The 25,199-nt window shown below is 55.1% G+C and carries 23 protein-coding genes and 3 pseudogenes; 13 read left to right on the top strand and 13 right to left on the bottom strand.

Annotated elements, in window-relative coordinates; genetic code table 11:
* The first annotated feature begins 4 nt into the window (after window positions 1-4).
* Window positions 5-649: a TetR/AcrR family transcriptional regulator gene (locus tag AC3ISI_RS17580; protein WP_489333083.1), complete on the top strand. Its 645-nt coding sequence runs from the start codon at window positions 5-7 to the stop codon at window positions 647-649.
* A 56-nt stretch (window positions 650-705) separates the two neighbouring features.
* On the opposite strand, the gene AC3ISI_RS17575 is transcribed toward AC3ISI_RS17580, so the two are convergent.
* Both AC3ISI_RS17575 and AC3ISI_RS17570 read right to left on the bottom strand, forming a co-directional pair.
* Complete coding sequence (locus AC3ISI_RS17575; RefSeq protein ID WP_489333082.1) at window positions 706-2,967, bottom strand: CocE/NonD family hydrolase; 2,262 nt, start codon at window positions 2,965-2,967, stop codon at window positions 706-708.
* Between the two features lie 98 nt (window positions 2,968-3,065).
* The gene (locus AC3ISI_RS17570) at window positions 3,066-4,805 is read right to left on the bottom strand and encodes a CocE/NonD family hydrolase (protein WP_489333081.1); all 1,740 of its coding nucleotides are present in this window, start codon (window positions 4,803-4,805) and stop codon (window positions 3,066-3,068) included.
* Window positions 4,806-4,922: 117 nt separating this feature from the next.
* Here AC3ISI_RS17570 and AC3ISI_RS17565 point away from each other — a divergent pair, with 117 nt between their 5' ends.
* Together AC3ISI_RS17565 and AC3ISI_RS17560 are read left to right on the top strand one after the other, a co-directional pair.
* The gene (locus AC3ISI_RS17565; RefSeq protein ID WP_489333080.1) at window positions 4,923-5,522 is read left to right on the top strand and encodes a TetR/AcrR family transcriptional regulator; all 600 of its coding nucleotides are present in this window, start codon (window positions 4,923-4,925) and stop codon (window positions 5,520-5,522) included.
* A gap of 111 nt (window positions 5,523-5,633) precedes the next feature.
* Window positions 5,634-6,083, top strand: a complete 450-nt coding sequence (locus AC3ISI_RS17560; RefSeq protein WP_489333079.1) for a MarR family winged helix-turn-helix transcriptional regulator — start codon at window positions 5,634-5,636, stop codon at window positions 6,081-6,083.
* A 252-nt stretch (window positions 6,084-6,335) separates the two neighbouring features.
* Here the strand turns inward: AC3ISI_RS17560 and AC3ISI_RS17555 are convergent.
* Window positions 6,336-7,142: pseudogene (locus AC3ISI_RS17555) on the bottom strand (IS30 family transposase); the annotation flags it as partial.
* A gap of 351 nt (window positions 7,143-7,493) precedes the next feature.
* On the opposite strand from AC3ISI_RS17555, the gene AC3ISI_RS17550 reads away from it, so the two are divergent.
* Entirely contained in the window at window positions 7,494-8,150 is a 657-nt protein-coding gene (locus AC3ISI_RS17550) for an inovirus Gp2 family protein (protein WP_489333078.1), read from the top strand.
* Between the two features lie 102 nt (window positions 8,151-8,252).
* Here AC3ISI_RS17550 and radC read toward each other — a convergent pair whose 3' ends face one another.
* The 6 genes from radC to AC3ISI_RS17520 form a co-directional block, all read right to left on the bottom strand.
* Complete coding sequence (gene radC / locus AC3ISI_RS17545; protein ID WP_489333077.1) at window positions 8,253-8,750, bottom strand: RadC family protein; 498 nt, start codon at window positions 8,748-8,750, stop codon at window positions 8,253-8,255.
* A gap of 52 nt (window positions 8,751-8,802) precedes the next feature.
* Entirely contained in the window at window positions 8,803-9,723 is a 921-nt protein-coding gene (locus AC3ISI_RS17540; protein WP_489333076.1) for a recombination directionality factor, read from the bottom strand.
* 106 nt (window positions 9,724-9,829) lie between these two features.
* Window positions 9,830-10,834, bottom strand: a complete 1,005-nt coding sequence (locus AC3ISI_RS17535; RefSeq protein ID WP_489333075.1) for a YqaJ viral recombinase family nuclease — start codon at window positions 10,832-10,834, stop codon at window positions 9,830-9,832.
* A gap of 81 nt (window positions 10,835-10,915) precedes the next feature.
* The gene (locus AC3ISI_RS17530) at window positions 10,916-11,884 is read right to left on the bottom strand and encodes a DUF932 domain-containing protein (protein ID WP_489333074.1); all 969 of its coding nucleotides are present in this window, start codon (window positions 11,882-11,884) and stop codon (window positions 10,916-10,918) included.
* Window positions 11,885-11,957: 73 nt separating this feature from the next.
* Window positions 11,958-12,287, bottom strand: coding sequence for a hypothetical protein (locus AC3ISI_RS17525; protein ID WP_489333073.1), 330 nt, complete (start codon window positions 12,285-12,287; stop codon window positions 11,958-11,960).
* 347 nt (window positions 12,288-12,634) lie between these two features.
* Complete coding sequence (locus AC3ISI_RS17520; RefSeq protein ID WP_489333072.1) at window positions 12,635-12,826, bottom strand: hypothetical protein; 192 nt, start codon at window positions 12,824-12,826, stop codon at window positions 12,635-12,637.
* 172 nt (window positions 12,827-12,998) lie between these two features.
* Here AC3ISI_RS17520 and AC3ISI_RS17515 point away from each other — a divergent pair, with 172 nt between their 5' ends.
* Together AC3ISI_RS17515 and AC3ISI_RS17510 are read left to right on the top strand one after the other, a co-directional pair.
* Window positions 12,999-13,307, top strand: coding sequence for a helix-turn-helix transcriptional regulator (locus tag AC3ISI_RS17515; protein ID WP_489333071.1), 309 nt, complete (start codon window positions 12,999-13,001; stop codon window positions 13,305-13,307).
* On the top strand, window positions 13,304-14,791 hold the full coding sequence (locus AC3ISI_RS17510; protein WP_489333070.1) for a YfjI family protein: 1,488 nt from the start codon (window positions 13,304-13,306) through the stop codon (window positions 14,789-14,791). The genes AC3ISI_RS17515 and AC3ISI_RS17510 overlap by 4 nt, the downstream gene beginning before the upstream one ends.
* 108 nt (window positions 14,792-14,899) lie before the next feature.
* Here AC3ISI_RS17510 and AC3ISI_RS17505 read toward each other — a convergent pair whose 3' ends face one another.
* From AC3ISI_RS17505 to AC3ISI_RS17495, 3 genes and pseudogenes are all read right to left on the bottom strand, one after another.
* A complete protein-coding gene (locus AC3ISI_RS17505) occupies window positions 14,900-15,622 on the bottom strand; it encodes a hypothetical protein (RefSeq protein ID WP_489333069.1) in 723 nt (240 codons plus the stop codon).
* A 50-nt stretch (window positions 15,623-15,672) separates the two neighbouring features.
* The gene (locus AC3ISI_RS17500; RefSeq protein WP_489333068.1) at window positions 15,673-17,058 is read right to left on the bottom strand and encodes a tyrosine-type recombinase/integrase; all 1,386 of its coding nucleotides are present in this window, start codon (window positions 17,056-17,058) and stop codon (window positions 15,673-15,675) included.
* Between the two features lie 305 nt (window positions 17,059-17,363).
* Window positions 17,364-17,776, bottom strand: a pseudogene (locus tag AC3ISI_RS17495) (tyrosine-type recombinase/integrase); the annotation flags it as partial.
* Here AC3ISI_RS17495 and AC3ISI_RS17490 point away from each other — a divergent pair.
* Window positions 17,765-17,922: pseudogene (locus AC3ISI_RS17490) on the top strand (DNA adenine methylase); the annotation flags it as partial. The pseudogenes AC3ISI_RS17495 and AC3ISI_RS17490 overlap by 12 nt on opposite strands.
* A 121-nt stretch (window positions 17,923-18,043) precedes the next feature.
* Here the strand turns inward: AC3ISI_RS17490 and AC3ISI_RS17485 are convergent.
* Entirely contained in the window at window positions 18,044-18,997 is a 954-nt protein-coding gene (locus AC3ISI_RS17485) for a LysR family transcriptional regulator (protein ID WP_489333067.1), read from the bottom strand.
* Between the two features lie 127 nt (window positions 18,998-19,124).
* Here AC3ISI_RS17485 and AC3ISI_RS17480 point away from each other — a divergent pair, with 127 nt between their 5' ends.
* The 6 genes from AC3ISI_RS17480 (at window position 19,125) to AC3ISI_RS17455 (ending at window position 25,151) form a co-directional block, all read left to right on the top strand.
* Window positions 19,125-20,303: a M20 aminoacylase family protein gene (locus tag AC3ISI_RS17480; RefSeq protein WP_489333065.1), complete on the top strand. Its 1,179-nt coding sequence runs from the start codon at window positions 19,125-19,127 to the stop codon at window positions 20,301-20,303.
* A 51-nt stretch (window positions 20,304-20,354) separates the two neighbouring features.
* Window positions 20,355-21,134, top strand: a complete 780-nt coding sequence (locus AC3ISI_RS17475; protein ID WP_489333064.1) for an ABC transporter substrate-binding protein — start codon at window positions 20,355-20,357, stop codon at window positions 21,132-21,134.
* Window positions 21,135-21,505: 371 nt separating this feature from the next.
* On the top strand, window positions 21,506-22,792 hold the full coding sequence (locus tag AC3ISI_RS17470; protein WP_489333063.1) for an OprD family porin: 1,287 nt from the start codon (window positions 21,506-21,508) through the stop codon (window positions 22,790-22,792).
* Between the two features lie 142 nt (window positions 22,793-22,934).
* Window positions 22,935-23,663: an ABC transporter permease gene (locus tag AC3ISI_RS17465; RefSeq protein WP_489333062.1), complete on the top strand. Its 729-nt coding sequence runs from the start codon at window positions 22,935-22,937 to the stop codon at window positions 23,661-23,663.
* Window positions 23,660-24,370, top strand: a complete 711-nt coding sequence (locus tag AC3ISI_RS17460; RefSeq protein ID WP_489333061.1) for an ABC transporter permease — start codon at window positions 23,660-23,662, stop codon at window positions 24,368-24,370. The genes AC3ISI_RS17465 and AC3ISI_RS17460 overlap by 4 nt, the downstream gene beginning before the upstream one ends.
* A 16-nt stretch (window positions 24,371-24,386) precedes the next feature.
* A complete protein-coding gene (locus AC3ISI_RS17455; RefSeq protein WP_489333060.1) occupies window positions 24,387-25,151 on the top strand; it encodes an ABC transporter ATP-binding protein in 765 nt (254 codons plus the stop codon).
* Window positions 25,152-25,199: the final 48 nt, after the last annotated feature.

The raw sequence follows: 25,199 nt of genomic DNA, 5'->3' as shown, positions 1-25,199 counted from the left end.
TGCCATGAAAAACACAGAAGAACCAGGCTCAGCGGCAACCCGGGAAATCAGGACGGGGCGGCGTAAAGGCTCGGGCAGCAGTCGGCAGGCAGTGCTGGACGCTGCGCGTGCCCGTTTTGCCAGCGATGGATTTGCGGCGACCACGATGCGGCGCGTGGCAGCCGATGCCGGCGTTGACGTGTCCATGGTGATGCAGTTTTTTCGCTCGAAAGACGAGCTGTTTGCGGCGGTGATGAATATCCCGGAGTCGGCCCTGGAAAAGCTGGGCGCGGTTTTCGAGGGCACGGACAACCAGTTGGGAGAGCGGGTCGTTCGCGCTTTCCTACAGGCGTGGGAGGGGGCGCCCGAGGAGTCGGAGCCGCTCATGGCAATGCTCAGGAATGCGATGGTCAACGAGCAGGCGCGTCAACATCTGCGGGACTACATCGAGTCCAGGTTGATGACGGGGGGCAGTGAATCCCTTGGGCCGGACGCGCGCCTGCGGGCGGGCCTTGCGTTATCCATGCTCGTGGGGTTGGTGACCGGGCGACAGATCATAGGCGTGCCGGTACTTGTCTCGGCCAATCGGGAGACGCTGGTGGCGATGCTCGCCCCGGCGATCCAGCACACGCTGTTGCCGGGCAACAGCGGTGCAGTTGGCACTGGTTGATCAGAGGGTGTCCACCCCATTTGCCAGGTGGACACCATCGTTGCCGCTGGAATCGTCTAGGGAACGATAGGCAGCTGCAGGTAGCTGGGGTGCTCCGGCCCGGTGTAGATCCGGTTCACGGCATCGACGTGATAGCTCTTGTCATAGGCACGAACCGGCACCCCCGCCGGCGCGTAGGGCTGGATATCCACCAGCAGGCGGCAGCCTTTGCGGATCAAAGCGGTGCTGGGGTTGAGCCCGACTTCGACCGGCACGATTTCTCCCTTCTGCAATGGTGCGCAGTCCTTTTCCAGATGGGTATGCACCGGCCAGTACTCGGTCGAGCGTTCGGCATCGAGCTTGCGCCGCGACACTTTCAACAGACCATGGCCCACCGGGTGAATGTGCACCGGGTCCACCGGAAGCACCACGGATTCGTAGCGTATCTCCCTGTCCTGCTCATCCAGCACGCGCAGGGACACGAAGACATCCATGTCCGCACTGGACGATTCCACCCACAGACCGACCTTCATGTAGCCAGCGAGCACCATGTCTTCGTTCATCGGCTCACTGACAAAGGAGATACCCGTCGACCAGCGCGGCGTGCCGTCACTGGAGCCCGCAGGCGCAAGAGTGGGCGTACCAAGGTCGAGATGGGCGTCGTACCCGGCGCTGCCTTGCTCGGCCGGCACGGTTTCGCTGATGCGCAGCATGTCCGGGCGACGCTCATCGTTTTGCCAGTCCGAAGGCCGGGCATCGAGGTACCAGCGGCGGTATTCGGTGCGCGCAATCGGCCATTCGTTTTCATACAGGACGAAATGGGCGCCGTTGCCGGTGCGAACCTGTACCCGCACCGGGGCCTCGTCCTGCACGCCGTTGTCGATGCCCTTGAGCCAGTAGTCGAAGTAGCGCATGTGTTCGGCGATCGACTTGTTGCTGTAGGAGCCCGGGAACCAGGCATCGGTGAAGTCGAACTTGCGCGCCTTGGAAGCGGTGGAGCGGATGTAGGTTTCGCTGCTGCCCAATTGATGGATGATGGCGCCCACCTGCGGGCCGACGATCCACACCGGAGCCGTGGCCTTGCTCATATCTGGGATCATGAAGATGCTGCCGCGTGGGCCATAGGCCTCGGGGTCGTTGAACGGGGTGGCCAGCACGCGGGCCATCCAGGGGGTTTCAGGGCGGTCACCGCAGTGGTTGTTACCGGACCAGACCTTATGCCACCAGTTCCAGAAACCGGCGCCGAAGATACCGCCTCCGTACAGCGCTTCGTTATAGATGTCGGCATCGGTACCTTGCGCAATCATCGCCTTGAGGTGCGAAGGCTGCAGGCTGGCCACGCTGTGCTGGGCCATAGCCAGGTAAGACATGCCCCACAGACCGACATTACCGTTGGACCAGGCTTGAGTGCCTGCCCATTCAATGGCGTCGTGGTAGTCCTCGGCTTCCTGCACGCTGAAAGGCGCCTGCAGGCCCGGGCTCTTGCACACGCCGCGCGCGTCGACGCGGATACACACATAGCCTTCCGGCACCCAGACCGAAGTGTCGACGGTCTCGTGGTTTTCATACTGGGCGCCATCCGGATTGCCGGAGAAATAACGATCCTCCATCTCCTCCTTGCGCACGGCGTCGGCGTCGTTGCAAATGCAGTCGTGATAAAAGCTCTTGCCGTAGAAACCCTTACTCATCACCACCGGGTATTGGCCCGGGTCCGCCGGACGGAAGACGTCGGCGCAGACGTAGGAGCCATCGCGTAGTGGAATGCGCACATCCGTCATCTTGATGATACCGCGGATATTGCGCCGTAATTCGTTACGGCTGGTGGCGGCATCGCACAGAATACGTGGCGTTTTCGCAGTGAATACACCGGGTGTGGCGTTGAGCGTTTCGAGGATCAGGAGGAGGGTGGGATCGTTGGCAAAGTCGCCCGCGCCGCCTTGGCCCATCGGCATCACAGGCGGGCTGAAGTTGATCGGTGCCGAGCCGATGAGTTCGTGCACCACGGCTGCAATCTTCACCCCTGACTCGATGCTGCCTTCCTGATCCAGAGTATGGACGAAGCGCGCCAGGTTGGTTACCGACGGGTCCAGCAGCTTGTCGATCTTGCCGTCCACGCGGTTGGCGAGTTGCGCCAGGTTCAGGCGCGGCGCGGCCTCTATGGCGCCCAAAACGATGCCACCGATCAAAAAGCTAATGGCCTCATCGGCCCGGTACTGGAATTCGCCCTTGTCCGTGGTCACACCGGAAAGTGTCGGTGTCTGGTATTTCAGCCCGGCAATCGGGCCGGCAAAAACACCGGTCAAAACAGGGCTGAGGGAGTGTGCTGGAGATTTGTTCATGGATATGTCCTGAAGCTTGAGCATGGGGCGGCTCAGCGCATTCGCAGCTGCAAACAGCGCCGAGTCGGTCTATCAATCTGCCGCCGGGCTGGGCCCTGTTAATCCGTCATAATCGGCAGTTGCAGATAGGAGGCGTACTGTCCACCGGTGTGAATCACGTGCTGCCCGCTGTTGGCGCCAACATATTCGGCAATGCCAGGCATCAGCGTTCCCGAGAGGTTGCGCGAGCTGATGATGAAGCGCAGTTGTTCACCTGGGTGGAACGCCAAACCGATGGGGAGCAGGTCGATTTCGATGTTCACCACTTCGCCAGGCGCAAGCTTCTCCACGCGGTCGAAGCTGTGGGCGGGGACATCGTCAGTGGTCAAGCTGTCGTCGAGATGACGAGTCGACACCCGCAAGCGTCCATCCGAACCTTTGTAGCGCAGGACAGTGGCACCGTGATCGGTGAGGTCATGCACCCTGGCGCTCTGGTTCGGCGCGGTGAACTGCTGCAAGGGGGATCCGTATTTATCAAGCTTCTGGATGAGCACGAACAGGTCCATGTCATCGGCACCCCGTGCCTCGACCCAGAGATGCGCCTTGGGATAGCCCACCATCACCGTTTCCTTGTCGAAGCGCGTGATGAAGGAAACGACATCGGGGTTGATGCCGACGTCATACACCGCAGGCACCTCATTGGTGGGTGCGACAGGGCCGAGAATGCGTGCGGCGCCGTCGAGGTACAGCTTGGTGGAAATCGCTTCCTTCGGCGGGAAAGCATCTGCAGGCACATTGACCTGGTCGCCACCCTGGAAGTCATGAACCGCGTAGCGCACGCGGGGCGTGGCTTCCCAGCCATTGTCGAGGTCCTTGAGGTAGCGGTCGAAGAAACGGCGCAGATCTTCCACGTTGGCTTCGTCGTAGTAGTCCGGCCATTCCTGGCTGTTGTGGATGCGCAGCCATTTGTCTGGCGATGCCAGGCGCCGCCAGGCGCGGAAAGTGCCCGCGGTATGCAGCGTGTTGGAATAACTGGCGACCACAAAGGCTGGCACCTTGATGCGCTCGAATTCGGGAATCTTGTTGGCCCACAGTTCGTTCATCAGCGGGTAGCGCTGCGCCTCGGACAAGACGTCTTCTTTCTGGTTCTTGCCGAAAAAGCTGCCTTCCTGAAGCAGGCGGGTGAAGCCGGTGTCAGGCATGCCGCCGCGCATCACCAGATCGCGGTAGACATCACTGACGCCTTCCCAAGGGTTGATCGCTGCCAGGTGTTTAGGCTGCTCGGCCGCGGTGAACCATTGCGAAACGGCGAGGTAGGATGTGCCGCTCATACCGACCTTGCCGGTGCACCAGGACTGTTCGGCCAGCCATTCGATCAGGTCATGGCAGTCGCGGCCTTCCTGGCGATCCCACAACACGCTGTCGCCTTCAGAGTCCACCACGCCACGGATGTCGGGGTTACAGATCGCATAGCCGTGGGCACACCAGTAGGCCGGGTCCGGCGCCTCGAACTTGGCGAGACCGGAGACGACTGAATTGCTCAGTCCGACCAAACCGAAGACGCCCATCACGCTCATGGACGTGCCCTGGCCCTTGCCATAGGGGCTCCACGCTACGATCACGGGCACTTTCTCAGTGCCTGCGGGACGGAAGACGTCGACGTAGATGGTCACGCCGTCGCGCAAGGTCACGGCCACGTCCTTCTCGAAGACGATGTCGACAGGCAGTGGCCGGAATGGCGGTGCAACTTGAAAGCCTGCCTTCAGTGTTCGGGTACCTGGCTCAAATGCAGTGAAAAGGCCGGTTCTGCCCGCTGGTAGCGGGTAGGACGGCACGAACATCTTCTGGCAGTCAGTCATGCGAACTCCTTATATTTGTTCTTGATTACGGGACCGATTCCAGTAAGGTACGGCGGTCGGCGAAATAATTCAACACGTGTTGATATATGCGATGCGTAGAAATAACAGGATGTGACCATGAGTAAAGAAACCCCTTCCACGCCGCGCCGTGGACGCCGGCCAGGACCCAACAGCACGCGCCAGGTGGTGCTTGACGCCGCACGGTCGCGCTTCGCCAGCGACGGATTTGCCGGCACCACCATCCGCCTGGTGGCGGCGGATGCTGGCGTGGATGTGGCTCAGGTGATGCAGTTTTTCCGCTCCAAGGACGAACTTTTTGCCGCGGTGATGGCGATCCCGGGTTCCGCGCTGCAGCGGTTCGACGCGCTCTATGAGGGGCCGGACGAGCATTTGGGCGAACGGGTGGTCCGCGCTTTTCTCGCCGGGTGGGAGGGCATAGCCGAAGAATCCGAACCCCTGATGGCGACGCTCCGGGGAGCGTTCGTCAATGACCAGGCTCGCGAGCAGCTACGCGGCTTCATCCAATCCCGATTGCTGACGGGCACCAGTGAACGTCCCGATCCTGAAGCCATGCTCCGGTCTGGCCTTGCCGCCTCATTGCTCGTCGGCCTGGTCGTCGGCCGGAGAATCATCGGAGTGCCAACTTTGGTTGCCGCGGAACCGGAAGAACTGGTCAGGATTGTCGGTCCTGCCATTCAGAAGATTTTGGTGCCCTAGGCTCGCCGAGGACGTCGGCAACGGAGCGGTGTGCAGGCCGCTCGACTGGCGATCACGCAGGCACTGAGAGTTGACACCAACCCTGTCTGGTCATGAAGCGAGGGCGAATACATGGGTAACTGCTCTGCCGCGGGTTTTGAGTCAGTCCAGCTTGGGATATTGCTTGGACGGGCTGCCGCACTGAAAGATCGGTTATTGGATAGGCAGCTACTGCCTCTAGGCATAACCGCCGCGCAACTCAAAGTACTCAGGATTATTCACCGCGGGGATGACACCGCGGTCGCGTTATGCCGACACTTAGCCATCCATAGCGCCTCTATGACTCGAATGTTGGATCGCCTTGAGCGCAAAGGCTTGATCGTTCGTAACCTGGACGCTCAAGACCGACGTCAGGTTCGCCTGTTGCTGACACATACAGGGGAGACTCTGAGTTCGGTGCTGCCGACGAGGGAAATTGCTGCGATGAATGAATTCACTGCGAGCGTTACGACAGAAGAGCTGCTGCAGTTGGAAAGTCTATTGGAAAAGATGCTTTCGGTTGAATCGCCCCGGGTTTCGTAGGCATTTCTCTGCCTGAAATGGTATCGAGATGTTCTACAACGCAAAACGTCGCCAGGGTTTCAACATTCACTGTAAACGGCATATTTGAAGATCAGTACTGTTGGCGCTGACGCCGAATTGACCCAGTTGCCGAGATGTCACTGACCCAGTCTGACTCCTCGAAAAACATTGACTGTGCAGGGTTTGTGCCGATTTAGAGGTGGGGCAATCTTGCATCGGCACGTGGGTTCATTCGGCATCGGCCTAAACATGCCAAGGGCTATGCGGGTCGCAAAAGTAGATGGCAACCCCAGTATTTTGAGTGATGTCGGCATGCCTGGCCATCTCCCGTCCCTGGTCGTAGGTCATGCTTTTACGCATTGCCAGCGGCATACGGTTGAGCGCTGCACTGAACCCCTCCATCGCAGAGGTCGCCGTCGCATCGTTCATCTTTACCAGCATTAAGTAACCACTGGTACGCTCCACCAAGGTGCCTACAGACGAGGCGTTGGCTTTACCCTTAATCAAATCGCCTTCCCAATGCCCTGGCATCAACCGGTCTTCTATCTCTGGTGGCCGCACGTGGATACTCAGCATCTCGGGGATCTGCCAGCGCCGATCCACCTCCCCAGAGCGCGGCTTACGAGTTGTCTTGCCCTGACGCAGACAGAGGATCAACTCCTTACGCAGCCCACCCACCGGTAGGGCGTAAATCGCGTTGTAGATCGTCTCTCGGCAAACATAAGCATCTTTCAAGCTGGGAATATTCATGCTGCGCAGCTTGCCGGCAATCTGCTCAGGAGACAAACGCCCCCGCAACATATGAGTCACCAAGTCAAAGCGCTCACTCCCCTGCAACAGCTTGCGTTTAGGTCGGCAGGGCTGACGGCGAACCCTCTTATAGTGCTGAGCGGTGTGGGCTGAATAATTGCCGCAACTTTCCCGGTTACGCCTCAACTCCCGACTAATGGTTGAGGGCGAGCGCTCGATCAAAAGGGCAATCTTGCGCAGGCTGAAGCCTTGGACATGACCGAGCTGAATGGTTACACGTTCTTCGATGCTGAGTTCGTGATAGGACATAGGGGCAACACCGTACCGGAAAGGTCAGGTGTTGCACTCAGTTTCCGCGGCCGCCAAGCGACGATCTCCTTTGATTATGATGATTTTTTACCAGAGTAATAAATCCCTTGGTTCTAACTATTTTAAGTAGCTATTCTCGGGTATTTATCTCTGTGAAACAGGAGATGGATTTTCGGTATTGGTAATATGCCTCTATAGCTACCTCATCTACCCAAGATTAAAGATACTTCCAATAAGTCTAGACAATTAATCAGGCCCATTGCGGCCTGATTGTAAGGTGGCAGTGCAAGACCGTCGGTAAATAAGTACTACCCATGCTGAAGGTATGAACCTAAGCATTGGAGTACCTACATGATCCGTCACCCTGACAATACCAACCTGATCCTTCACGCCGACAGCACCTTCCAGAACTGGCCCGTTCAAGAGGACAAAGGTCCTTTCATTCAGCAGTACCTGAATCGTCTCCAACAGACGATGCAGTATGCGTTTGCTCAATATCCGCGAGTGTTTGCTTTCCGACTCGACCTACGACTGCCTGTGGGAGTTCAGCTACCTGACTACGCGTACAAGAATCAAGTTATTGATCGTTTTATCGAATCCTTTAAGGCCAAGATCCGACATAACCGCAACATGGCTCGCCAAATGAACCCCTATGCCCACGATAGCAAGGTCCGATATGTCTGGGCGCGAGAGCGAGGCCAGCACGGCAAGCCGCACCACCATCTGGCTATCCTGTTGAACTACGATGCCTTCAACTCGCTAGGTAAGTTTGAGCCTGGTAGGGACAACATGTTCAACCGTCTGGTGGAGGCATGGGCTAGCGCCTTGGGCCTATCTGTAGAGGCTGTCAGCGGCTTGGTCGAGATCCCAAGTAATCCTTACTATCACTTACATCGTGACGACATGGTGGGGCAGGCTGTGTTCTTCCACCGAACAAGTTATCTCTGCAAGTCGGCCACCAAGGCCTTTGTGGATGGTAGCCATGGCTTTGGCTGCAGCCGAAGCTAAGTACAACCACTGGATTACGACAAAAAAAGTGATTGGGTACCGTGCCGATGACCGCCCTGGCATCAGCCAAGGGCGGTCTATCGGACGGTGTGAGTTTAGGCGTTACAGGTAACCTCGTTCAGCCAACGACACACAGCCCTCAGAGCCCACTACGACATGATCCAATATCCGGGTGCCGACCATGTTCAGAGCATTCTTGAGAGTGGTGGTCAGGGTGCGATCAGCTTGGCTGGGCTCCGGGTCGCCGGAGGGATGATTGTGAACCATAATGACGGCCGCGGCGTTGTGCTCCAGGGCGATTTTGACCACTTCCCGTGGGTACACGCTGGTTCCATCCAACGTGCCTCTAAATAACTCGCGGAAGCCAATAACTCGGTGCTTGCTGTCGAGCAGCAGTAACGCAAAGACTTCGTACTCGTGGTACTGAAGCAGTGTCTGCAAGTGGATGAAGACTTGCTTCGGCTCAGTCAGTGCTCGGCCTTTCGACAGACGACTCATCGCCAGTTGTTGCGCCATCTGCAGGATGTCAGCTTCGGTGACCGGGGATTCCATGACATAGGTGCCGGTCGTTCCACCGGCGATGAGCTTGTGATATTTCATGCGGGTATTCCTGTAAGAATGCGTGAGAACGGAGAGGGATTAAGCAACCCGGTTACTGGACGATGGGTTTGCCGTAGTGCCGCGTGGCTTGCGACTCAAGCTTTTGCGCGAGTGAGGGTTTGGCAGGCGCTGCCAGTTGGGCTTGGGGCTCAACATGGCTGGGCTGATCTTCAATGGCGGGAAAGAACTCCTCGACGATGGCGCCGGTGTCCTCCTCACTGTCTTCAAAGGCACCATTGTTAAAGCCCTGTCGGGCCGCGTGATCCAAGGCGCTCTGGTCAAAGCCTGAAGCTTGTCGGTTTTTCTCCAATTGCTTAGCTTCCAGTAAGGCGTCTTCTAGGCTCAGCCCACTGCGTACCGTGATGTCGACGTAGAAGATTGGCGTGCCATGGCTCTGGCGGGTGGACTTGCCCCGCAGACGCAGCTCCAGTGGCAGACAGGCCAGGCGATTGCCGGAGATTGCACTGAAGTACTGCAAACGGGCCGCTAGGGTGCGGATGCTGTTAAAGCCGGTGGTACGAAAGACAAAGCTGCCCAGTGGATCATCGTCGCCAATCACCACGTTCAGCCGTCCGTAAGGTTTGCAGGCATTACCTTGAGCCAGTGAACAGCCATCGGGTGAAGGGCAGGGCAACGATTGCATGCCGTCCTTGGTCAAACGCTTGCAGGTCTCACCATTGCCGACGCACAAAGGCCTGCCAGTGTTTCGGTCGAACAAGCTGTAGTCAGCCCGAAAGTTCAGGCCCGGTTCGTTGAACAGCAACCGAATCGGAATGCTACGCAGCTTGCCGTCTTGGCCATTGCGCAGTTCTTCGTTAAGGGGATGCAGCAACCAACCGTCGCGGTTTTGTACCTGCGAAGTAATGGTGAACTGATCATCTTTCTCCGGCAGACGTTTGCCGTTTTTCTCGACGACCTTGCCGATGGAAATGCGCCCGAGCACGGGCGGGGTGATAGCCAGACCTTTGAGCATGGGAGTTCTCCTACATCTGAAATATAAACGCCACCGAGACCGCGCAGACGGCCAGGGTGGCGTTGGAGAGAAAGGGCAAGGGAATAAGGGAGAAGCGAACAAACATTCAGGCCAGCAGAAAACGCCGACTGCCGGTTTTGGTGGTTGCGTAGCGCACTTGCAGATGGGGCTTTTCTTTCAGTAGGCGGGGGACATCCAGGGCCATGCTGTCTTTGGCTTTCTTCCAAGTGATGCAGCCAGTGGCGAAGGTCGCCCGACTGGCATCGCCCATGGCTTGTTGCAAGGTTTGCTTGAACTGAGCTTCCAGCTTCTCCTGCTGTGCAATTGATTCGCGCACGCTCTGCAGTGCGGTAAAGGTCGTACAGAGCCGCATGTCCTGGCTGAAGTCCACGCTCTGTCCACTGTCCTGTGGATAGAGACAGCGCAACGCCTGCTCCGCTGAGGCAGATCCGTCTGTCGGCGGCGGGGTATCACTGACGACGTAATCCCAGAACAGCCGCTCCAAGTCGATCAGCCGAGCAATCATCGACTCGTCGCGTTCGATACGATGGATCTCCAGGTGCTGACCGCCGAGCAATACCGCCACATCAGCGGCCCGCTTGCCGGTGACGGCGAGCTGGTGCATGACTTGCAATTGCACATACTCGGGCACACCCTCTTTCCAGAGGCGTGCGCCGTTTATGCCGGCGGTTTTGCATTCGAGAATCTGCACGTCTGAGGCACCGATCACCTCACGGTCGATGTTGGCCAACATCCAGGGAAGTTTGGGATCAGGATGCTGTAGCACCGCATTGATCCGGCGCACCCGGTGACCACTGCGCCGGGTGTAATGGGTTGCGACAATCGGTTCCAGTATGTTTCCCCAGTAAGCAGGGCTCTCTTCATCCAGTGGATCGATCTTGGGAAGTGCGGTGTCACGGCCGGTTTTCTCCAGCCACAACTCCAGCTGGGACTTGTAAGGATTCAGACCCACGGCAGCGGCGGCATCCGAGCTGCCGATGCCCTGTTTACGCACAGCCAACCAGTCCTCGCGAGGCAGTTGTTTAGTCCCCACCAGACGTAAGGCAGGACGGGGTTTACTGCTGGGTTGTTGCAGAGTTTGTGTGCCCATGATGTTTTCCTGTGCGGCATAAAAAACGCCCGGCCAGCAGAAGCTGACTAGGCGCTTTAATGATTAAGTAAGTGAGTGGAGCTAGGCGGCAAGTTTCAATGCAGCCTGCAGGGCGCGTTGTTTGATGACAGCCCCTTGGCCAAACCAGGCCGAGTCCATGCGGTATTCGGTACTTCGGGCACGCCGCTCGTGATCAACGTATTCGGTCACCGCATTGAGCAAACCCCAGGCGGTTCCTTGAGCCGATACCAGTGTGGCGCCACGTCCCTGACCTTCATACAGGCTCTGCACCTTGCGCAGCGCCCGCTCGTTAGGAAGTACTGCGGGTAACGGACTGTTGGGGCTGGCATCACACAATACGTTCATGAAAAACCCCAAGGCCTCGTGCCATTGAACCTTGCGTTCAGACAGGATTCGCATGCGGTGCATGAAGTCGTCCCACTGGGAGACGGCGATACCTAACTGCTTCTTCACCACTTGCGGATCAAAGCGGGTGTTGTGCGGCACTTTGATTGCCCGGGTCGTTCCATCAAGAGCGATGGTCAACGTGTTGTTGCAGACCACCCGCACCGTGGTCGGGGTGGCGGTGGTGGCCAAGGTGCCGTCACAGGAAGTGGCCAGCAGCAGGTAACCATTGACCTGATCGTTGCCCTTCAAAGCAGTGGATTGGCCAGTACGGGCCAAGGCCCAGAACTTGCGACCACCCTTCAATACTCCGGCGGTTTCCAGCTCGTAGCCGGAGACCTCGGTCAGATCCCGATAGAACTCTAGGACTTCACGCGGTTGTACGATTTGGTAGCGGTTGGATACCACAGACAGCGCAGCTTTGGTGTCGGAGCGATACAGCACTTTTTGTTCCGGGAACGAGTGGATGGTGCCGAGATGACCGACAGCATCTGCCATGAAACGCACGGGCGATTCTTGAATCTTCCAGTCCATGCCTGCTTCACGCTGCCAGACTTCGAGCGGTTGTTGGGGCGACAGGCAACTGCCCAGGCCATGCCAGGGAGTGGCGCCAACGTACGCCATTTGTTCAACGAGGTGAGCCATGGGTTTAATTCCTTGCAAATGAATGGAGAAGAGCGTCGTTGTCATCAACCTACGACGCCACTTTTAAATTGGCCTATTGGTTAACGCTGAAGCTGTAACCGCAATTCAAACACTGATAGTTGTGCAGAACTTTTGTATCGATCTGTTCACCCAGTGTGGCTCCGGCGATTCCGCCCGCCACTCCGCCAAACAGTCCACCGAGTAGTGCTCCGGCAATACTGCCAATGGCGATCCCGACTGGTCCACCTACTACTCCCAGCACCGCGCCGACCTCTGCACCCGACAGGGCGCCGACGGCGCCGCTGGCCGCACCGCCTGCCGCACCAATTAATCCACCTGTTTGCTTACCAATATTTTTAGTGACTACCCGTCCAGAGTTACAGTTTGGGCATGGGGTATACATATAAGGATTCCTCTCTATTTGCTGAGTCCACGTATCACGCAGAAATACTTAATGACTCGCCCATTGTTGAGCGTTCAGTAGGGTGATATATGTTTGAAAATTTTTTGAATGGGATTTCAATAGAGAGGATTGGCAGCTATTCGAAAATGATGTTTATGGGGCGTGGCTCAGTTGTCGACTACTACATTTCCCCCAGTGCAATCAGTGTCTCATTTTTGCATCTGGGCATAAGTGCTGCGCTTAGCGCGGCCGTGGTAAGGAAAGAGGAAGGAGGGCGCACCTGATTAGACTCGGTGCACTTGTTGAGGCAGGAGTAGGGGGTTATTGGCGAGAAAGTGTCGAGCCACTCAATCAACCAGCTGTGCGCCGATGGTGCAGGAACTGACGCTGCTGGCCGGGCCGGGGCAACAAAGCGCACAGAGTGTGATGCCAGCCTTGGAGGTACTGGTGATGCTGGGCTGAAAATGTTTAAGAATATCGAGGAATGTGCTGCTATTTTCGCTATTAGTAGCAGTGATAGCGGTTTTTTGCGTCAGCATGGAGCATTCACGCAGATGAAATTCCAGCTGCAAGTTGTCTGCGTCGAGCGGCCACGGCAAGCCGAAAACGCCTCTTTGGTGTAAAAAAATACATTAAGTAGCCCACGCGACACTGAGGTCTTACCCGCTTAAATTGCCTCCCATCGAAACTGGAACCGGGAAGGGCAAGGCAATGAATGTAGAACAAAGTGGTATGCCAATCGTACGGGTGCTGCGGTTGAGACAGGTGCAAGACCGTCTGGGGTTGGGACGGTCAACCATCTATGATCGAATGAGCCCAAGGTCACCTCGGTACGACAGCACATTTCCAAAGCCAATAAAATTGGGTGGTTCAGCTGTTGGATGGATTGAGTCTGATATTTGCCATTGGATTGATTCCAGAGTGGCTATTGGCTGGGGAAATATCAGAGATGTTGAAAATCGACTTAGTCAAGGGCCCCTCGCTGTTGTTGAAGAGATCGCAGTGAGGGAGGAGAAATGAGCTTCTTTAACGCATTCAACATCAATATGCCTCTGCAAGGAGCACCATTCCCTGGGTATATGCCGCTGCCCCTGTTGCAGGCGGCAGTCAACGAGGCCCAGAACAATGTTAAAGCTCCGATGCCACTCATTTTCTCGGGCGCACTGGCTGCGATTGCCGTTGCATCACAGGGGCTGGTTGATGTTTGCAAACCAACAGGCCAGCGTGTGCCAACTTCACTCATGCTGCTTTCAATTGCGAACTCCGGAGAGCGGAAGTCAACAGCGGAAAATGTCTTTCTTGGTCCAATTCGCACGTTTCAGAAAGAGCAAAATATTATTTATCAGAACGCTCTTAGCGAATGGGTCGTACGCCATCATGTATGGGAAACAAAAAGGAAGACTATTCTAAAAACAATAAGTAAAATGACAATTAATGGGGTGCTGTCAGAGGAAGAAGAGCAGCGTTTATTTGATCACGAAAGCCATAAGCCTGCCAAACCAAAAAAATTCAAACTACTTTACGATGATTCAACTTCTGAAGCCCTATTTTCTGGGCTGAATAAGAGTCTACCAACCGCTGGATTGATTTCTAGCGAAGGGGGTGGGGTTTTAAGTGGGCGGGCATTGAATGATTTATCAAAACAGAATGCTATCTGGAGCGGTGATTCGATTACCGTTGATCGTGCGTCAGCCGAGAGTTATGAAATCAATGGAGCGCGTCTGACTGTATCAATAATGGCACAAGAGAGTGCCTTCAAAGACTATATGGATCGTCGTGGTGAGGTGTCTCGCGGGTCCGGATTATGGGCCAGATTTTTAGTATGTAACCCGCGGTCGACGCAGGGGACTCGATTCATCGAAAATGGTACTATGTCTTGGGAGTATCGAGATAAATTTTCTGCTCGTCTAGTTGAAATACTTCAGAAGAATATTGCCTTGCTGGAAAATCCTGGTCGGGAAAAGCAAGTAATTTATTTTTCATCAGAAGCCAGCGGAAGATGGCTGGAAATTTTCAATGCTATTGAGTCGGAAATTCGGCAAGATGGGTACTTTACTGGTGCAGGGGACCATGCCTCGAAGTTGGCGGATAATATCGCTAGAGTGGCCGCGTTATTTCATTTTTTTGAAGGGGGTGAGGGTGGTATTTCGATCAGTACGCTTAATTCGGCTGTTGACGTATGTCATTGGTATTCAGATGAGTTTATAAAGCTGTTTATGCCGCAACCTGTAGAACAGGTGGATGTATTTGAGCTAAATAATTGGTTGCAAAATTATCGAGTTGGTAAAGGTCGCTACATCAGAAAAAACCATATCCGCCAGTACGGACTTAACAAACTAAGGGGGGGTGATCGCCTAAGCCGTGCTTTGGATGCTCTTCGTCTCCAAGGGCTAATTTCGTTCATGAAAATTGGTAAAACTGTATACGTTGACCTAATGCCGTCTCTTCCCCCTGATGGTTACGCACAGCTGGTGATTATGCAGCCAAACAAATCATTGTTGTGATGAGTGTGGCTATAAAAATCAGCGTATTACTTGGTTTGAATTGAAGGGGATTCCCCTACCAAAAATGGATGATGGCTCTCTGGGGATCCCGGAAGTTCCTGGGTCTGGCTACTGAGCTGGGCTCGGCGAACTTTTGTTGTAGGCATGTTTTGCGTCTTCGTCATCAAGTATAAGATTTAATAAGTGATGGATTAGGTCCTCCCTGTCTTCTGGGAGTGAGAGTTTTTCTTTTTCGATTATTTTCAGTAGCGGGTCCGCTAAAGTATATGCGGTGTCTTTGGGTGTGTGCCAGCCGCCCTGTGGTCTTTTTTCTATTAGAAGATCTATGATCCTTTTTTTAGCATATTTTGCATTATCTGATGCCTTCTTTCCTCCCTTGCTGGCGCGCTCGGTTAATACTTTTGTGCAGGGGTCGTCTAGTCCAGATAAAATCCCGAGGAAATACTGTGCTTTTGATATTGCGCGCCAAGCTGTGCTCATCCGGTCATCCCAAAATGCTATTTGTGCGAGGGATGTATATATGCAGGCAAGGAGGAATGTTCTTTGTGCTCGCTCCTCTTTGTTTTTGCTCTTCATTGCCATAGAGAAGTAGAGCTCCGCTATGGACTCTTTATTAGTCTTTTTGTTTTTAACTTCTTGCCGGTAGAGTTTTAGTGTGTCCTGTATGTCGAAATTTCCGATTATCGAGTCTTGTGATGATTGAAGGCTTTCTGTGAGTTGTATTATGGTGTTCTCAATGCTCATGTTTTCAAATATTGAAAACACGCTTTCCAGAATTTCTTCGTAAAGCTCCTGTGATTCTTTGTTTTCCGATTCGTAATTTTTATTCATGGATTCTTCGCTGACTTTGGGGTGGCCCATAAGGGAGGCTAGATTGTTGTTCAGGAGTTTAGATTGATCGGGTTGGATTGTGGAGCGACCTTATCCGAATTTTGACAGGTTAGATTGTTTAACCGCTTGCCGAGTATTTCCCAAGCTTCGGCCATTTCTTTGGTGTAACTGTGGCGTTGATAAGTGCGTTTCACCTTGTTCTCTTCTGTATGATTCAGGCATCTCTCTGCTACTTCGGGTAGTATGCCCAATGCAGTCATGACTGTGGCGCCAGTGCGTCTTAGATCGTGCGGTGTCCACTTGCCTCCAGGTAGCAGTAAGGTTTGTGCTTTGGCGCTACGGCGGCTCATGGTGCCTTGCTCCGGTTGGCGCTGACGATCTCCCAGCTGCTTGGTCACTGTTTTTGGGCACACAGCGGCGCTGTTGTCTGTATTTGGGTAGCACCAAGATGATGTGCCGTTGATTTCTTGTACTCGTTTGAACTGACGGATAGCAAAGTCGGAGAGAGTGACAGTATGTGGTTTTCCGTTCTTGCTGTTCTCGGCAGGAATTAACCAAGTATTTTGCTCAAGATCGATATGCTCCCATCTGCTGGCTAAAAGCTCACCGATGCGACAGCAGGTGGATAGTGCAATCCAGATGGCTGCTTCGGTCGTCTTCAGTAGCCCGGCATCTGGAGCTTTCTTGGCGAGGCTGCGGATCTCGTCATCACTTAATACTCGGTCGCGTTCAACATCTTTACCACCAATTTTAGCTTTGCGAATACTAGCGCTGGGATCGTGCTCGATCAGGTCGCGGTCTACGGCAAAGCGGAACATCTGGCGCATAAGCGAAAAAACCATCTTGGCCATACGATTTACACCGCGAGCGAGGAGGGCATCTGTCACCTCGGTGATGTGGCCCTTTTTCACATCAGCGACAGCCAAGTCGCCCATGAAGGGCAGAACGTCCTTTTCAAACATCCGGCGAGCCTCTGCACCCTTGTCCTTGCGGTTGATTAGATCAACCTTAGCCCAGTGCTCGAATAAGTCGGCAACAGTTTTGCGAGCTGCCTGGCGAGCCTTCTCGGCTTCAGCTGCTGTTTTTTCGGCGGTGAGCCGTGCCAACTCGGCATCTCGGGCTGCGATGCGGGCAACTTCCTCTGACTCCAGGTGTTCGCGAAGATTATGAGTTCCACTCTGGTAGATGCGTGACCACTCTCCAGCTTTAGTGCGTGCTTCTTTGAGGGTAAGGCCGTCTGTGCCTGTAGCGTCATATGTACCGACGGGCAGAAATACTCGCCCTCCGCTGGTGTCGGTGTATCTGAAATAAAACAGGCGCTCTCCATTTGGGCGAATGCGCGCCATGAATCGGCCGCAGCCGCGAGGAGCATCCTCGATCAGCCAGGTAGCTTTGGCAGATTTTGCGCTCATCTGTTTGTCGGTGATCGTCGCCACTTTCGCTTCCCCAGAAAGGCCAGGTTCTAGTTGGTCACCGTTGGGTCACCGTTTCTCGCTGGCTTTGGCAGAATGCTATAGGAAGCTATTGGACTGTGTAAACTGTATTAGCCCAGTAAATACAGTACTTTAGGCCTTATTATTGAATTTATTTAGACGGGCTTGGATGTGGTTTACCTTTATGGGGTGCTAGGGGTAGAGTGTTCGAATCACTCCGTCCCGACCATATTTTTCAATGACTTAGGCCAATGTTCTCAGCATTGGCCTTTTTCATGTGCGTGACTTTTGCGTGACTCCTCTATTTTTCACGCCTGTTTCCTCTTCAGAATTGTCAGGACGGTCCGCGCGAATCGGTTGCTGATACCATGTTCGCAGCTTCAATCAGATGCCCGAGCTCTGCGCCCGAGTAGTGACTGGTGATGCTGCCGTTCTTGTGGCCCAGAAGTGCCTTGCGGTCTTCCTCGGTGAGGCCTGCTGCGCGAAGCCGACGGCCAAACGTGTGTTTGAGGTCGTGAATCCTTATGGATGCATAACCTGGGTGAGCGGGGCGAAGGTTTTCCTCCTGCCAGAGTTTCGCTGCTCTCACCCGTGCCTTCTTCCAGGCCGTATCGTTCATCCGGTGCATGGCGGTACCGTTGTAAGGGAAAACTCAGTCCTTACTCAGGCCGCGTCGCTGGTCGATGATCGACTTGGCCACGCTGTTAAGCACGACCACTCGGACATTCGCCGGGTGTTCGAGGGCTTCATTTCGAGATGCTGGATATCCGCTACACCACGGCCAACCAGCGGCAAGGGAAGGCCGAGGTCAGTGGCGAACTGGTGATCATGAACTGGGAGCCGGCAGCGTTGGGAGGGCTGTTTTGAAATGACTTTTTTTGTATCAATCTGATTATGCGGAAAGAGATAAATGTGCCGAAAACTGGCCTTTCTCAGCACTCTATCCGTGGATACAAGTAAAACGAAGGATTGGTGAGCGTTAATTTCATCAAAATAACAATGTCAGCCCATCAAACAACGCGCGATCCGCCACCGCTGCCGATCGCGCGCGCCTTTTGATCTCCGCTAACAAGCATTCCTTGAAGCATTGCGCCGCCGTGCCAAGCACGGCGTTGCGACGGGTGATGACACCGAGTTGGCTGCTTTCGAAACGCTCCTGCAGCGGTAGCGCAATTGCCCAGCCTTGCATCGATTCGGTAGCCATCATCACGCTTGGGCAATGGGTGAGCATGCCCCCATGTCGCACCATTTCGAACAGCAGCGAGGTTGAGTGGGCGCAGTGCAAACGAGCTCGATCGATCTGTGCACCATGTTGCCAGAACAGCTCCTGCATGAAGGCGCCGTAGTTGGACTGCGTGTAATTGACCACCCAATCCTCATCCAGCAGTTGATGCAAGGAGGTCGCGTTGGCGCAGGGATGGTCGCGCCTAGCGATGACGCTCATTTCATAGGTCAACAACGGCGTACTGTCGAATTCCTGTAACGACATGGTCGGCGTCACAGGCCCGACGGCAAAATCGAGCGAGCCTTCGCGCAAGCGCGGCAGCGCCACGGCGGTCAAGCCCTCAAAGATTTCCAGCTGAACACCAGGCATGCGCTCACGAAAGTGCTGCACCGCCTGGGTCAGAAAGGTCAGCATGATCCAGGGCGTGACCGCAATGGACAGCCGACCCGTTATTTCGCCGCGCAATTCCGCAAGCTCCGTATTGGCCCGTTCGAGCTGGCCGACGACCAGCCGCGCATGTCCCAGCAGCATACGGCCGGTCTCGGTGAAGTCGATCCCTCGCGCGGTTCGCATCACCAGCGGCAGTTGGGCCTCTGCTTCCAACTCGCGCATCGACTTGGTCACAGCCGCATGGGAGAGGTCCAACAGGCGTGCCGCTGCGCGGATGCTGCCGGTGTCGGCAACGGCGACCAAGGCTTGCAGTTGATGAACTTTCATGGAGGGTACTCTAAACGATGGCGAGGGGGCAACCAACGGTTGCCAGTGTAACTAAATTGGGTCTCCCGAGGGGGCAGGTGCCTACCTATGCTAGGAACCAACCCCCCACGCCGACCAGGAGCCCATTATGCAGCACGACGCCGTATTAGCCGGTATCCGCGATATTCAGGATGAAATGATCGAGTTGCGCCACCGTATTCATGCGCACCCGGAACTCAGTTTTGAGGAGTTCGTGACCAGTGACCTGATCGCCGATTGCCTGCAAAGCTGGGGCTACGCCGTGCATCGCGGGCTGGGTGGCACCGGAGTGGTCGGTACTCTGCTCAATGGCGAGGGCCGCGCCTTGGGCCTGCGGGCCGATATGGATGCGTTGCCTATTCAAGAGGCCACCGGCCTCGCCTATGCGAGCCAACTCGATGGGAAAATGCATGCTTGTGGCCACGACGGCCATACCGCCTCGTTGCTCGCTGCCGCGAAATACCTGGCTGAGCACAAACCGTTCAAGGGCACACTGCACATGATTTTCCAGCCTGCCGAGGAAAATGGTGGCGGCGCGAATGAAATGCTCAAGGACGGTCTGTTTGAACTGTTTCCATGCGACGCGGTGTTCGCGTTGCACAATATGCCTGGCTACCCAGTGGGCAAATTCGGCTTCCTGGCCGGCCCTTACATGGCTTCGGCGGACGACGTCACCATTCGCGTGAACGGCTTGGGCGGCCACGGTGCTGTGCCGCACAAGGCCGTCGATCCTGTGGTGGTCAGTGCTTCAATCGTGATGGCGCTGCAAAGCGTGGTATCGCGTAACGTCAATCCGCTGGACACGGCCATTATAACCGTGGGTTCTATCCATGCGGGCAAGGCGTGTAATGTCATTCCCGATAGCGCCGAGATGCACCTATCGGTGCGGGCGCTTAACGCTCAGGTGCGTGACCTGCTGCAAAGTCGTATTACCGAGTTAGCTCAGAACCAGGCCAAGAGCTTCGGAGCGACCGCCGAGGTTGAGTACACCCGCAGCTATCCTGTACTGATCAACCATGTTGAGGAGACAGCACTGGCACGAGAGGTTGCGCTTAATTGGCTAGGTGAGGGCGGTCTCATCGACAATATGGTGCCGCTGACCGGCAGTGAAGATTTTGCCTTCCTATTGGAGAAGTGCCCAGGCTGTTACCTGATTATTGGTAATGGCGAGGGCGAAGGCGGCTGCATGGTGCATAACCCGGGTTATGACTTCAACGACGACTGCCTGCCGTTGGCGGCGACGTACTGGGTCAAACTGACTGAACGGTTTTTAGCGTTGAATCCTTGAGTTGCAAAGTTCACTTATTACCGATGATCCTAATCTAATAACGAGGTGATTATGTTCCGACTTAACACTCTTTTTGCATCAATATTACTGGGTCTCAGCATTGCGGCCAGTGCTCAGGCTGATCCAGAAATCAGGTTTGGGGTGGACCCAAGTTATCCGCCCTTTGAGGTCAAAGAACCTGACGGTTCCCTGAGTGGTTTTGATATCGATCTCGGTAATGCCATTTGCGCCGAGCTCAAGGTTCATTGCGATTGGGTCGAACAACCGTTCGACGGCATGATCCCTGCCTTGAAGGCCAAGAAGTTTGACGCCATTCTATCGGCGTTCAGTGTCACTGAAGTACGGCGCAAACAAGTGGACTTTAGTGGTCGACTTTACAGCGGCCCATCGGCCCTTATCGCGAAAGAAAATTCAAGCCTGCTACCAACCGCCGAGTCCTTGAAGGGTAAAACCATTGGGGTTATGCAAGGTTCGTCTCAAGAGATGTTTGCGAAGTCGGAATGGAGCTCTCATGACGTCAACATTCTGTCCTATCAAACTCAGGATCAAGTTTACATCGACCTGATCGCTGGACGCCTGGATGCTGCTTTTCAACCAGCGGTGCAAGGCGATATTGGATTTCTGCAAAAGCCTCAGGGTAAGGGTTATGCCTTTGCCGGTGAGCCCCTTACCGATAAGCGTTTGAGCGGGGACGGTGTCGCTATCGGGATTAGAAAGGGAGAGGACCCGCTTCGGGAAAAACTTAATTCGGCCATAACAAGCATTCGCGCATCGGGTACTTACGACAAACTTGCAAGTAAGTACTTTAACTTTGATATCTACGGAGAATGACTTTGTTTTGATAGTGATTAACTGGCATAAGTCAGTCTAAGTGCTCCGTGCAGTTGATTGATTTTTTATGTGTGCCAAGAGCAGGGCAGAGACCATTAAAAACAAAGTATTGAATTAACAACTTTGGACAATGGTTTGCACCCACTGAAGTCAGCGGCAGGCCTGCAGTGCGTGGCGCATCCACGCAAATGGTTCTTGATCTTCAGGTTTGGCGGTTTCTACCCGCTGTACGTTGAGCGCTGGCCGGCGCGTTCTTAGTTGTATGCCAAGGAGGGCGAGTGGACAAAATCTCGACCAAACAATAAACAGTCACCTCAGATAAAAATTTATGGGGATGACAGTACTTTTAATAATAAAAAGAGCAAAACACGATGTGTATGATGAAGTGGAGCATTATTGCCCTGTCTATTACCGCAAGCATTTCGCCAATGGCAATGGCCGCATCCCAGGACGAGGCCAAGGGTTTCGTTGACGACAGCACCCTCTCGATCCTGGCTCGCCTCGAGTACATGAATCGCGATTTTAAAGATGGTTTCAGCAACCCCACCAACGGTGGTAAGAGCGGTTATCGTCAGGATACCGGCGCAGCCGAGCGAATCAAATACAACTCAGGTTTCACTCAAGGCATCATCGGTGTAGGCATGGATGCGTATGCCATGGGTACCGTCAAACTCGACGGTGGCAAGGGGCGTGCCGGCAATGGTCAGTTCCAGGTCAACAACGACGGCTCCGAAGCTAAAACCCAGTCGGCCGCTGGCGGCGTAGTCAAACTCCGTGTTTCCGACACTGTCGCGAAATATGGCAGCCAAGCGGTTGTCAACCCAGTGTTCAGCACCGGCGACAGCCGCCTACTACCAGAAATCGCTACCGGCTCTCTGATTACCAGTAACGAAATAAAAGGTCTGGAGTTGAACGCCGGCCACTTCACCGCGCTGCGCACACAAACTGGCCAATTTAATGACAGCGCAGGCTTGGAAGCGGCCGATTTCGTTAGTGCAACCTATAAGTTCACCCCCGACCTTGTTGCTGGCGTCGCCGCTTCCGATGTCGAAAACAACTTTAAGAAGCAGTACATCAATATCAACTATAACCAGCCGCTCGTCGAAGGTCAGTCACTGAACTTCGATCTCAATGCCTACAACACCAAAAGCCAGGGGCAAGATCTGTCCGGCAAGGTGGACAATAACCTGTGGAGCCTTGCAACCGCCTACAGCTTAGGCGCTCACAAGTTTACTGTTGCTTTTCAGCGCTCTACCGGCGACACCCATTACGCCTATGGCGTAGACGGCAGCGACACCGTCTATGTGGCCAACTCCATCCAGATGTCCGACTTCGATGGCGAACAAGAACGCTCCTGGCAGGGTCGCTATGACTTGAACATGGTGGGCTACGGCGTACCTGGCCTGAGCTTCATGACGCGCTATGTGTACGGTGACAACATCCGTACGACAGAAGGTCCCGAAGGCCGCGAGCGCGAGCTCAATGTCGAAGTCAGGTATGTGTTGCAGGACGGTCCTGCCAAAGATCTTTCCTTTCGCGTGCGTGCCGCGTACTTCCGTGCCAACGATGCCTACGTCTTTGCCGCTAACAACAACGATATCGGCCCTCCCTGCGACGACATACGCCTGATCATCAATTACCCGCTGAACATTCTGTAAAACGCTTTAAATGCTGTGTACGCAAGGGGCTGAGTCTCTCTAACTGAAGACCCTTTTTAGGGGACTTCGCGGAATCCCGGGAAACACCGAGACTGCACCCATCCCCGGATGGGTGCCTTCTTGATTTACGAAGGGCTGCACAATGCTAGAAAAACTATTACAGATTCTGGGACTGTCAGGCTTCAGCCTTAAGGGCTTTGGCCCGCTGTTACTGCAAGGCTCTTGGATGACGATCAAATTATCCTTTCTGTGCTTGCTGGTGAGCGTTGGCTTAGGCCTGATCGGCGCCAGTGCCAAACTTTCAAAACTTGCTCTGCTGCGCATTCCGGCACAGGCCTACACCACGCTGATCCGCGGGGTGCCGGACCTGGTGCTGATGCTGCTGATCTACTACAGCCTGCAAACCTGGCTGACCAGTCTGACCGAAGCCCTGGGATGGGAATATATCGAGATTAACCCGTTCGGTGCCGGAGTCATCACCCTGGGCTTCATTTACGGGGCGTATTTCACCGAGACGTTTCGTGGCGCCATCCTCGCTGTGCCTCGCGGGCAGATGGAAGCGGCCACCGCCTACGGCCTGAGTCGTGTACAGCTCTTTCGCTTCGTGGTGTTCCCTCAGATGATGCGCTTTGCCCTGCCGGGCATTGGCAATAACTGGATGGTGATCCTCAAGGCTACCGCACTGGTCTCGATCATCGGTCTGGCCGATCTGGTCAAGGTGGCCCAGGACGCGGGCAAGAGTTCCTATCAGCTGTTCTTTTTCCTGGTGCTGGCCGCCTTGATCTACCTGGTGATTACCACCGTTTCGAACTACGTCTTGCGTCGTCTGCAAATCTTCTACGCCGCAGGCACCCGGGAGGCCGTGAGATGATCGAACTTCTACAGCAATACTGGCAGTCTTTCCTGTTCCGTGACGGCAATCACATCACCGGGCTGGCCATGACCCTCTGGCTACTCAGCGCCTCGCTTTTTTTCGGTTTCATAATGTCGATTCCGCTGTCGATTGCCCGGGTTTCAACGAACGCCTGTGTGCGTTGGCCGGTGCAGTTCTACACCTACCTATTCCGCGGTACGCCGCTGTATATCCAGCTACTGATTTGCTACACCGGCATCTACAGCATCGCCGCGGTCCGTACCCAGCCTCTGCTCGACGCGTTCTTTCGCGATGCGTTGAACTGCACCATCCTAGCCTTCACCCTGAGCACCTGCGCCTACACCACGGAAATCTTTGCCGGGGCAATCCGCAGCATGAACCACGGTGAGGTCGAAGCGGCCAAGGCCTACGGCCTGCGCGGCTGGAAACTGTACGCCTACATCATCATGCCGTCAGCCCTGCGCCGCTCGCTGCCGAATTACAGCAACGAAGTGATCCTGATGTTGCACGCGACCACCGTCGCCTTTACCGCCACCGTGCCGGACATTCTCAAGGTTGCCCGGGACGCCAATTCGGCGACTTTCATGACCTTCCAGTCCTTCGGCATTGCCGCTGTGATCTATCTGGCAGTCACTTTCTCCCTGGTTGGTTTGTTCCGCCTGGCCGAGCGCCGCTGGCTGTCTTTCCTCGGCCCGGCTCATTAATTCAGGAGGCTTACACATGTACAAACTGACCGTTCAAAATTTACACAAAAGCTATGGCAACCACGAAGTCCTCAAGGGTGTTTCGCTGAATGCCAAAACCGGCGATGTGATTAGCCTGATCGGCGCCAGTGGTTCGGGCAAGAGCACCTTTCTGCGTTGCATCAACTTTCTGGAAACGCCCAACGACGGCGCCATGAGCCTGGACAACCAGCCGATTCGTATGGTCCATGACAGCCGTGGCATGCAGGTGGCCGATGCCGCTGAACTGCAGCGCCTGCGCACGCGCTTGGCGATGGTATTTCAGCACTTCAACCTGTGGAGCCACATGACCGTGCTGGAAAACATCACCATGGCGCCGCGCCGGGTGTTAGGGGTCAGCAAGAAAGACGCCGAGGAGCGGGCCCGGCGTTACCTGGATAAAGTGGGACTGCCGTTACGGGTCGCCGATCAGTATCCGGCGTTTCTCTCGGGTGGTCAGCAGCAGCGCGTCGCTATTGCCCGGGCCCTGAGTATGGAGCCGGAAATCATGCTGTTCGACGAACCGACCTCAGCCCTGGATCCGGAGCTGGTGGGGGAGGTGCTCAAGGTCATCCAGGGGCTGGCCGAAGAAGGCCGCACCATGATCATGGTCACTCACGAAATGAGCTTTGCCCGCAAAGTGTCGAACCAGGTGTTGTTTTTGCACCAGGGGTTGGTCGAAGAGCAGGGCGCGCCTGAGGACGTATTGGGTAATCCGAAGAGCGAACGCCTGCAGCAGTTCCTGGGCGGCAACTTGAAATAAGTCCCCTGGTCCGCGCAGCACCTTTGAGCGGTTAGTCATTCGCTCAAT

This window comes from Pseudomonas sp. GL_139_B (genome assembly GCF_057834475.1).
This window is presented reverse-complemented; position numbering and strand designations above follow the sequence as displayed.

Coding starts and splice junctions, on each gene's coding strand:
- AC3ISI_RS17580 (WP_489333083.1), top strand. CDS start 5: ATGAAAAACACAGAAGAACCAGGCTCAGCGGCAACCCGGGAAATCAGG.
- AC3ISI_RS17575 (WP_489333082.1), bottom strand. CDS start 2,967: ATGAACAAATCTCCAGCACACTCCCTCAGCCCTGTTTTGACCGGTGTT.
- AC3ISI_RS17570 (WP_489333081.1), bottom strand. CDS start 4,805: ATGACTGACTGCCAGAAGATGTTCGTGCCGTCCTACCCGCTACCAGCG.
- AC3ISI_RS17565 (WP_489333080.1), top strand. CDS start 4,923: ATGAGTAAAGAAACCCCTTCCACGCCGCGCCGTGGACGCCGGCCAGGA.
- AC3ISI_RS17560 (WP_489333079.1), top strand. CDS start 5,634: ATGGGTAACTGCTCTGCCGCGGGTTTTGAGTCAGTCCAGCTTGGGATA.
- AC3ISI_RS17550 (WP_489333078.1), top strand. CDS start 7,494: ATGATCCGTCACCCTGACAATACCAACCTGATCCTTCACGCCGACAGC.
- radC (WP_489333077.1), bottom strand. CDS start 8,750: ATGAAATATCACAAGCTCATCGCCGGTGGAACGACCGGCACCTATGTC.
- AC3ISI_RS17540 (WP_489333076.1), bottom strand. CDS start 9,723: ATGCTCAAAGGTCTGGCTATCACCCCGCCCGTGCTCGGGCGCATTTCC.
- AC3ISI_RS17535 (WP_489333075.1), bottom strand. CDS start 10,834: ATGGGCACACAAACTCTGCAACAACCCAGCAGTAAACCCCGTCCTGCC.
- AC3ISI_RS17530 (WP_489333074.1), bottom strand. CDS start 11,884: ATGGCTCACCTCGTTGAACAAATGGCGTACGTTGGCGCCACTCCCTGG.
- AC3ISI_RS17525 (WP_489333073.1), bottom strand. CDS start 12,287: ATGTATACCCCATGCCCAAACTGTAACTCTGGACGGGTAGTCACTAAA.
- AC3ISI_RS17520 (WP_489333072.1), bottom strand. CDS start 12,826: ATGCTGACGCAAAAAACCGCTATCACTGCTACTAATAGCGAAAATAGC.
- AC3ISI_RS17515 (WP_489333071.1), top strand. CDS start 12,999: ATGAATGTAGAACAAAGTGGTATGCCAATCGTACGGGTGCTGCGGTTG.
- AC3ISI_RS17510 (WP_489333070.1), top strand. CDS start 13,304: ATGAGCTTCTTTAACGCATTCAACATCAATATGCCTCTGCAAGGAGCA.
- AC3ISI_RS17505 (WP_489333069.1), bottom strand. CDS start 15,622: ATGAATAAAAATTACGAATCGGAAAACAAAGAATCACAGGAGCTTTAC.
- AC3ISI_RS17485 (WP_489333067.1), bottom strand. CDS start 18,997: ATGAAAGTTCATCAACTGCAAGCCTTGGTCGCCGTTGCCGACACCGGC.
- AC3ISI_RS17480 (WP_489333065.1), top strand. CDS start 19,125: ATGCAGCACGACGCCGTATTAGCCGGTATCCGCGATATTCAGGATGAA.
- AC3ISI_RS17475 (WP_489333064.1), top strand. CDS start 20,355: ATGTTCCGACTTAACACTCTTTTTGCATCAATATTACTGGGTCTCAGC.
- AC3ISI_RS17470 (WP_489333063.1), top strand. CDS start 21,506: ATGTGTATGATGAAGTGGAGCATTATTGCCCTGTCTATTACCGCAAGC.
- AC3ISI_RS17465 (WP_489333062.1), top strand. CDS start 22,935: ATGCTAGAAAAACTATTACAGATTCTGGGACTGTCAGGCTTCAGCCTT.
- AC3ISI_RS17460 (WP_489333061.1), top strand. CDS start 23,660: ATGATCGAACTTCTACAGCAATACTGGCAGTCTTTCCTGTTCCGTGAC.
- AC3ISI_RS17455 (WP_489333060.1), top strand. CDS start 24,387: ATGTACAAACTGACCGTTCAAAATTTACACAAAAGCTATGGCAACCAC.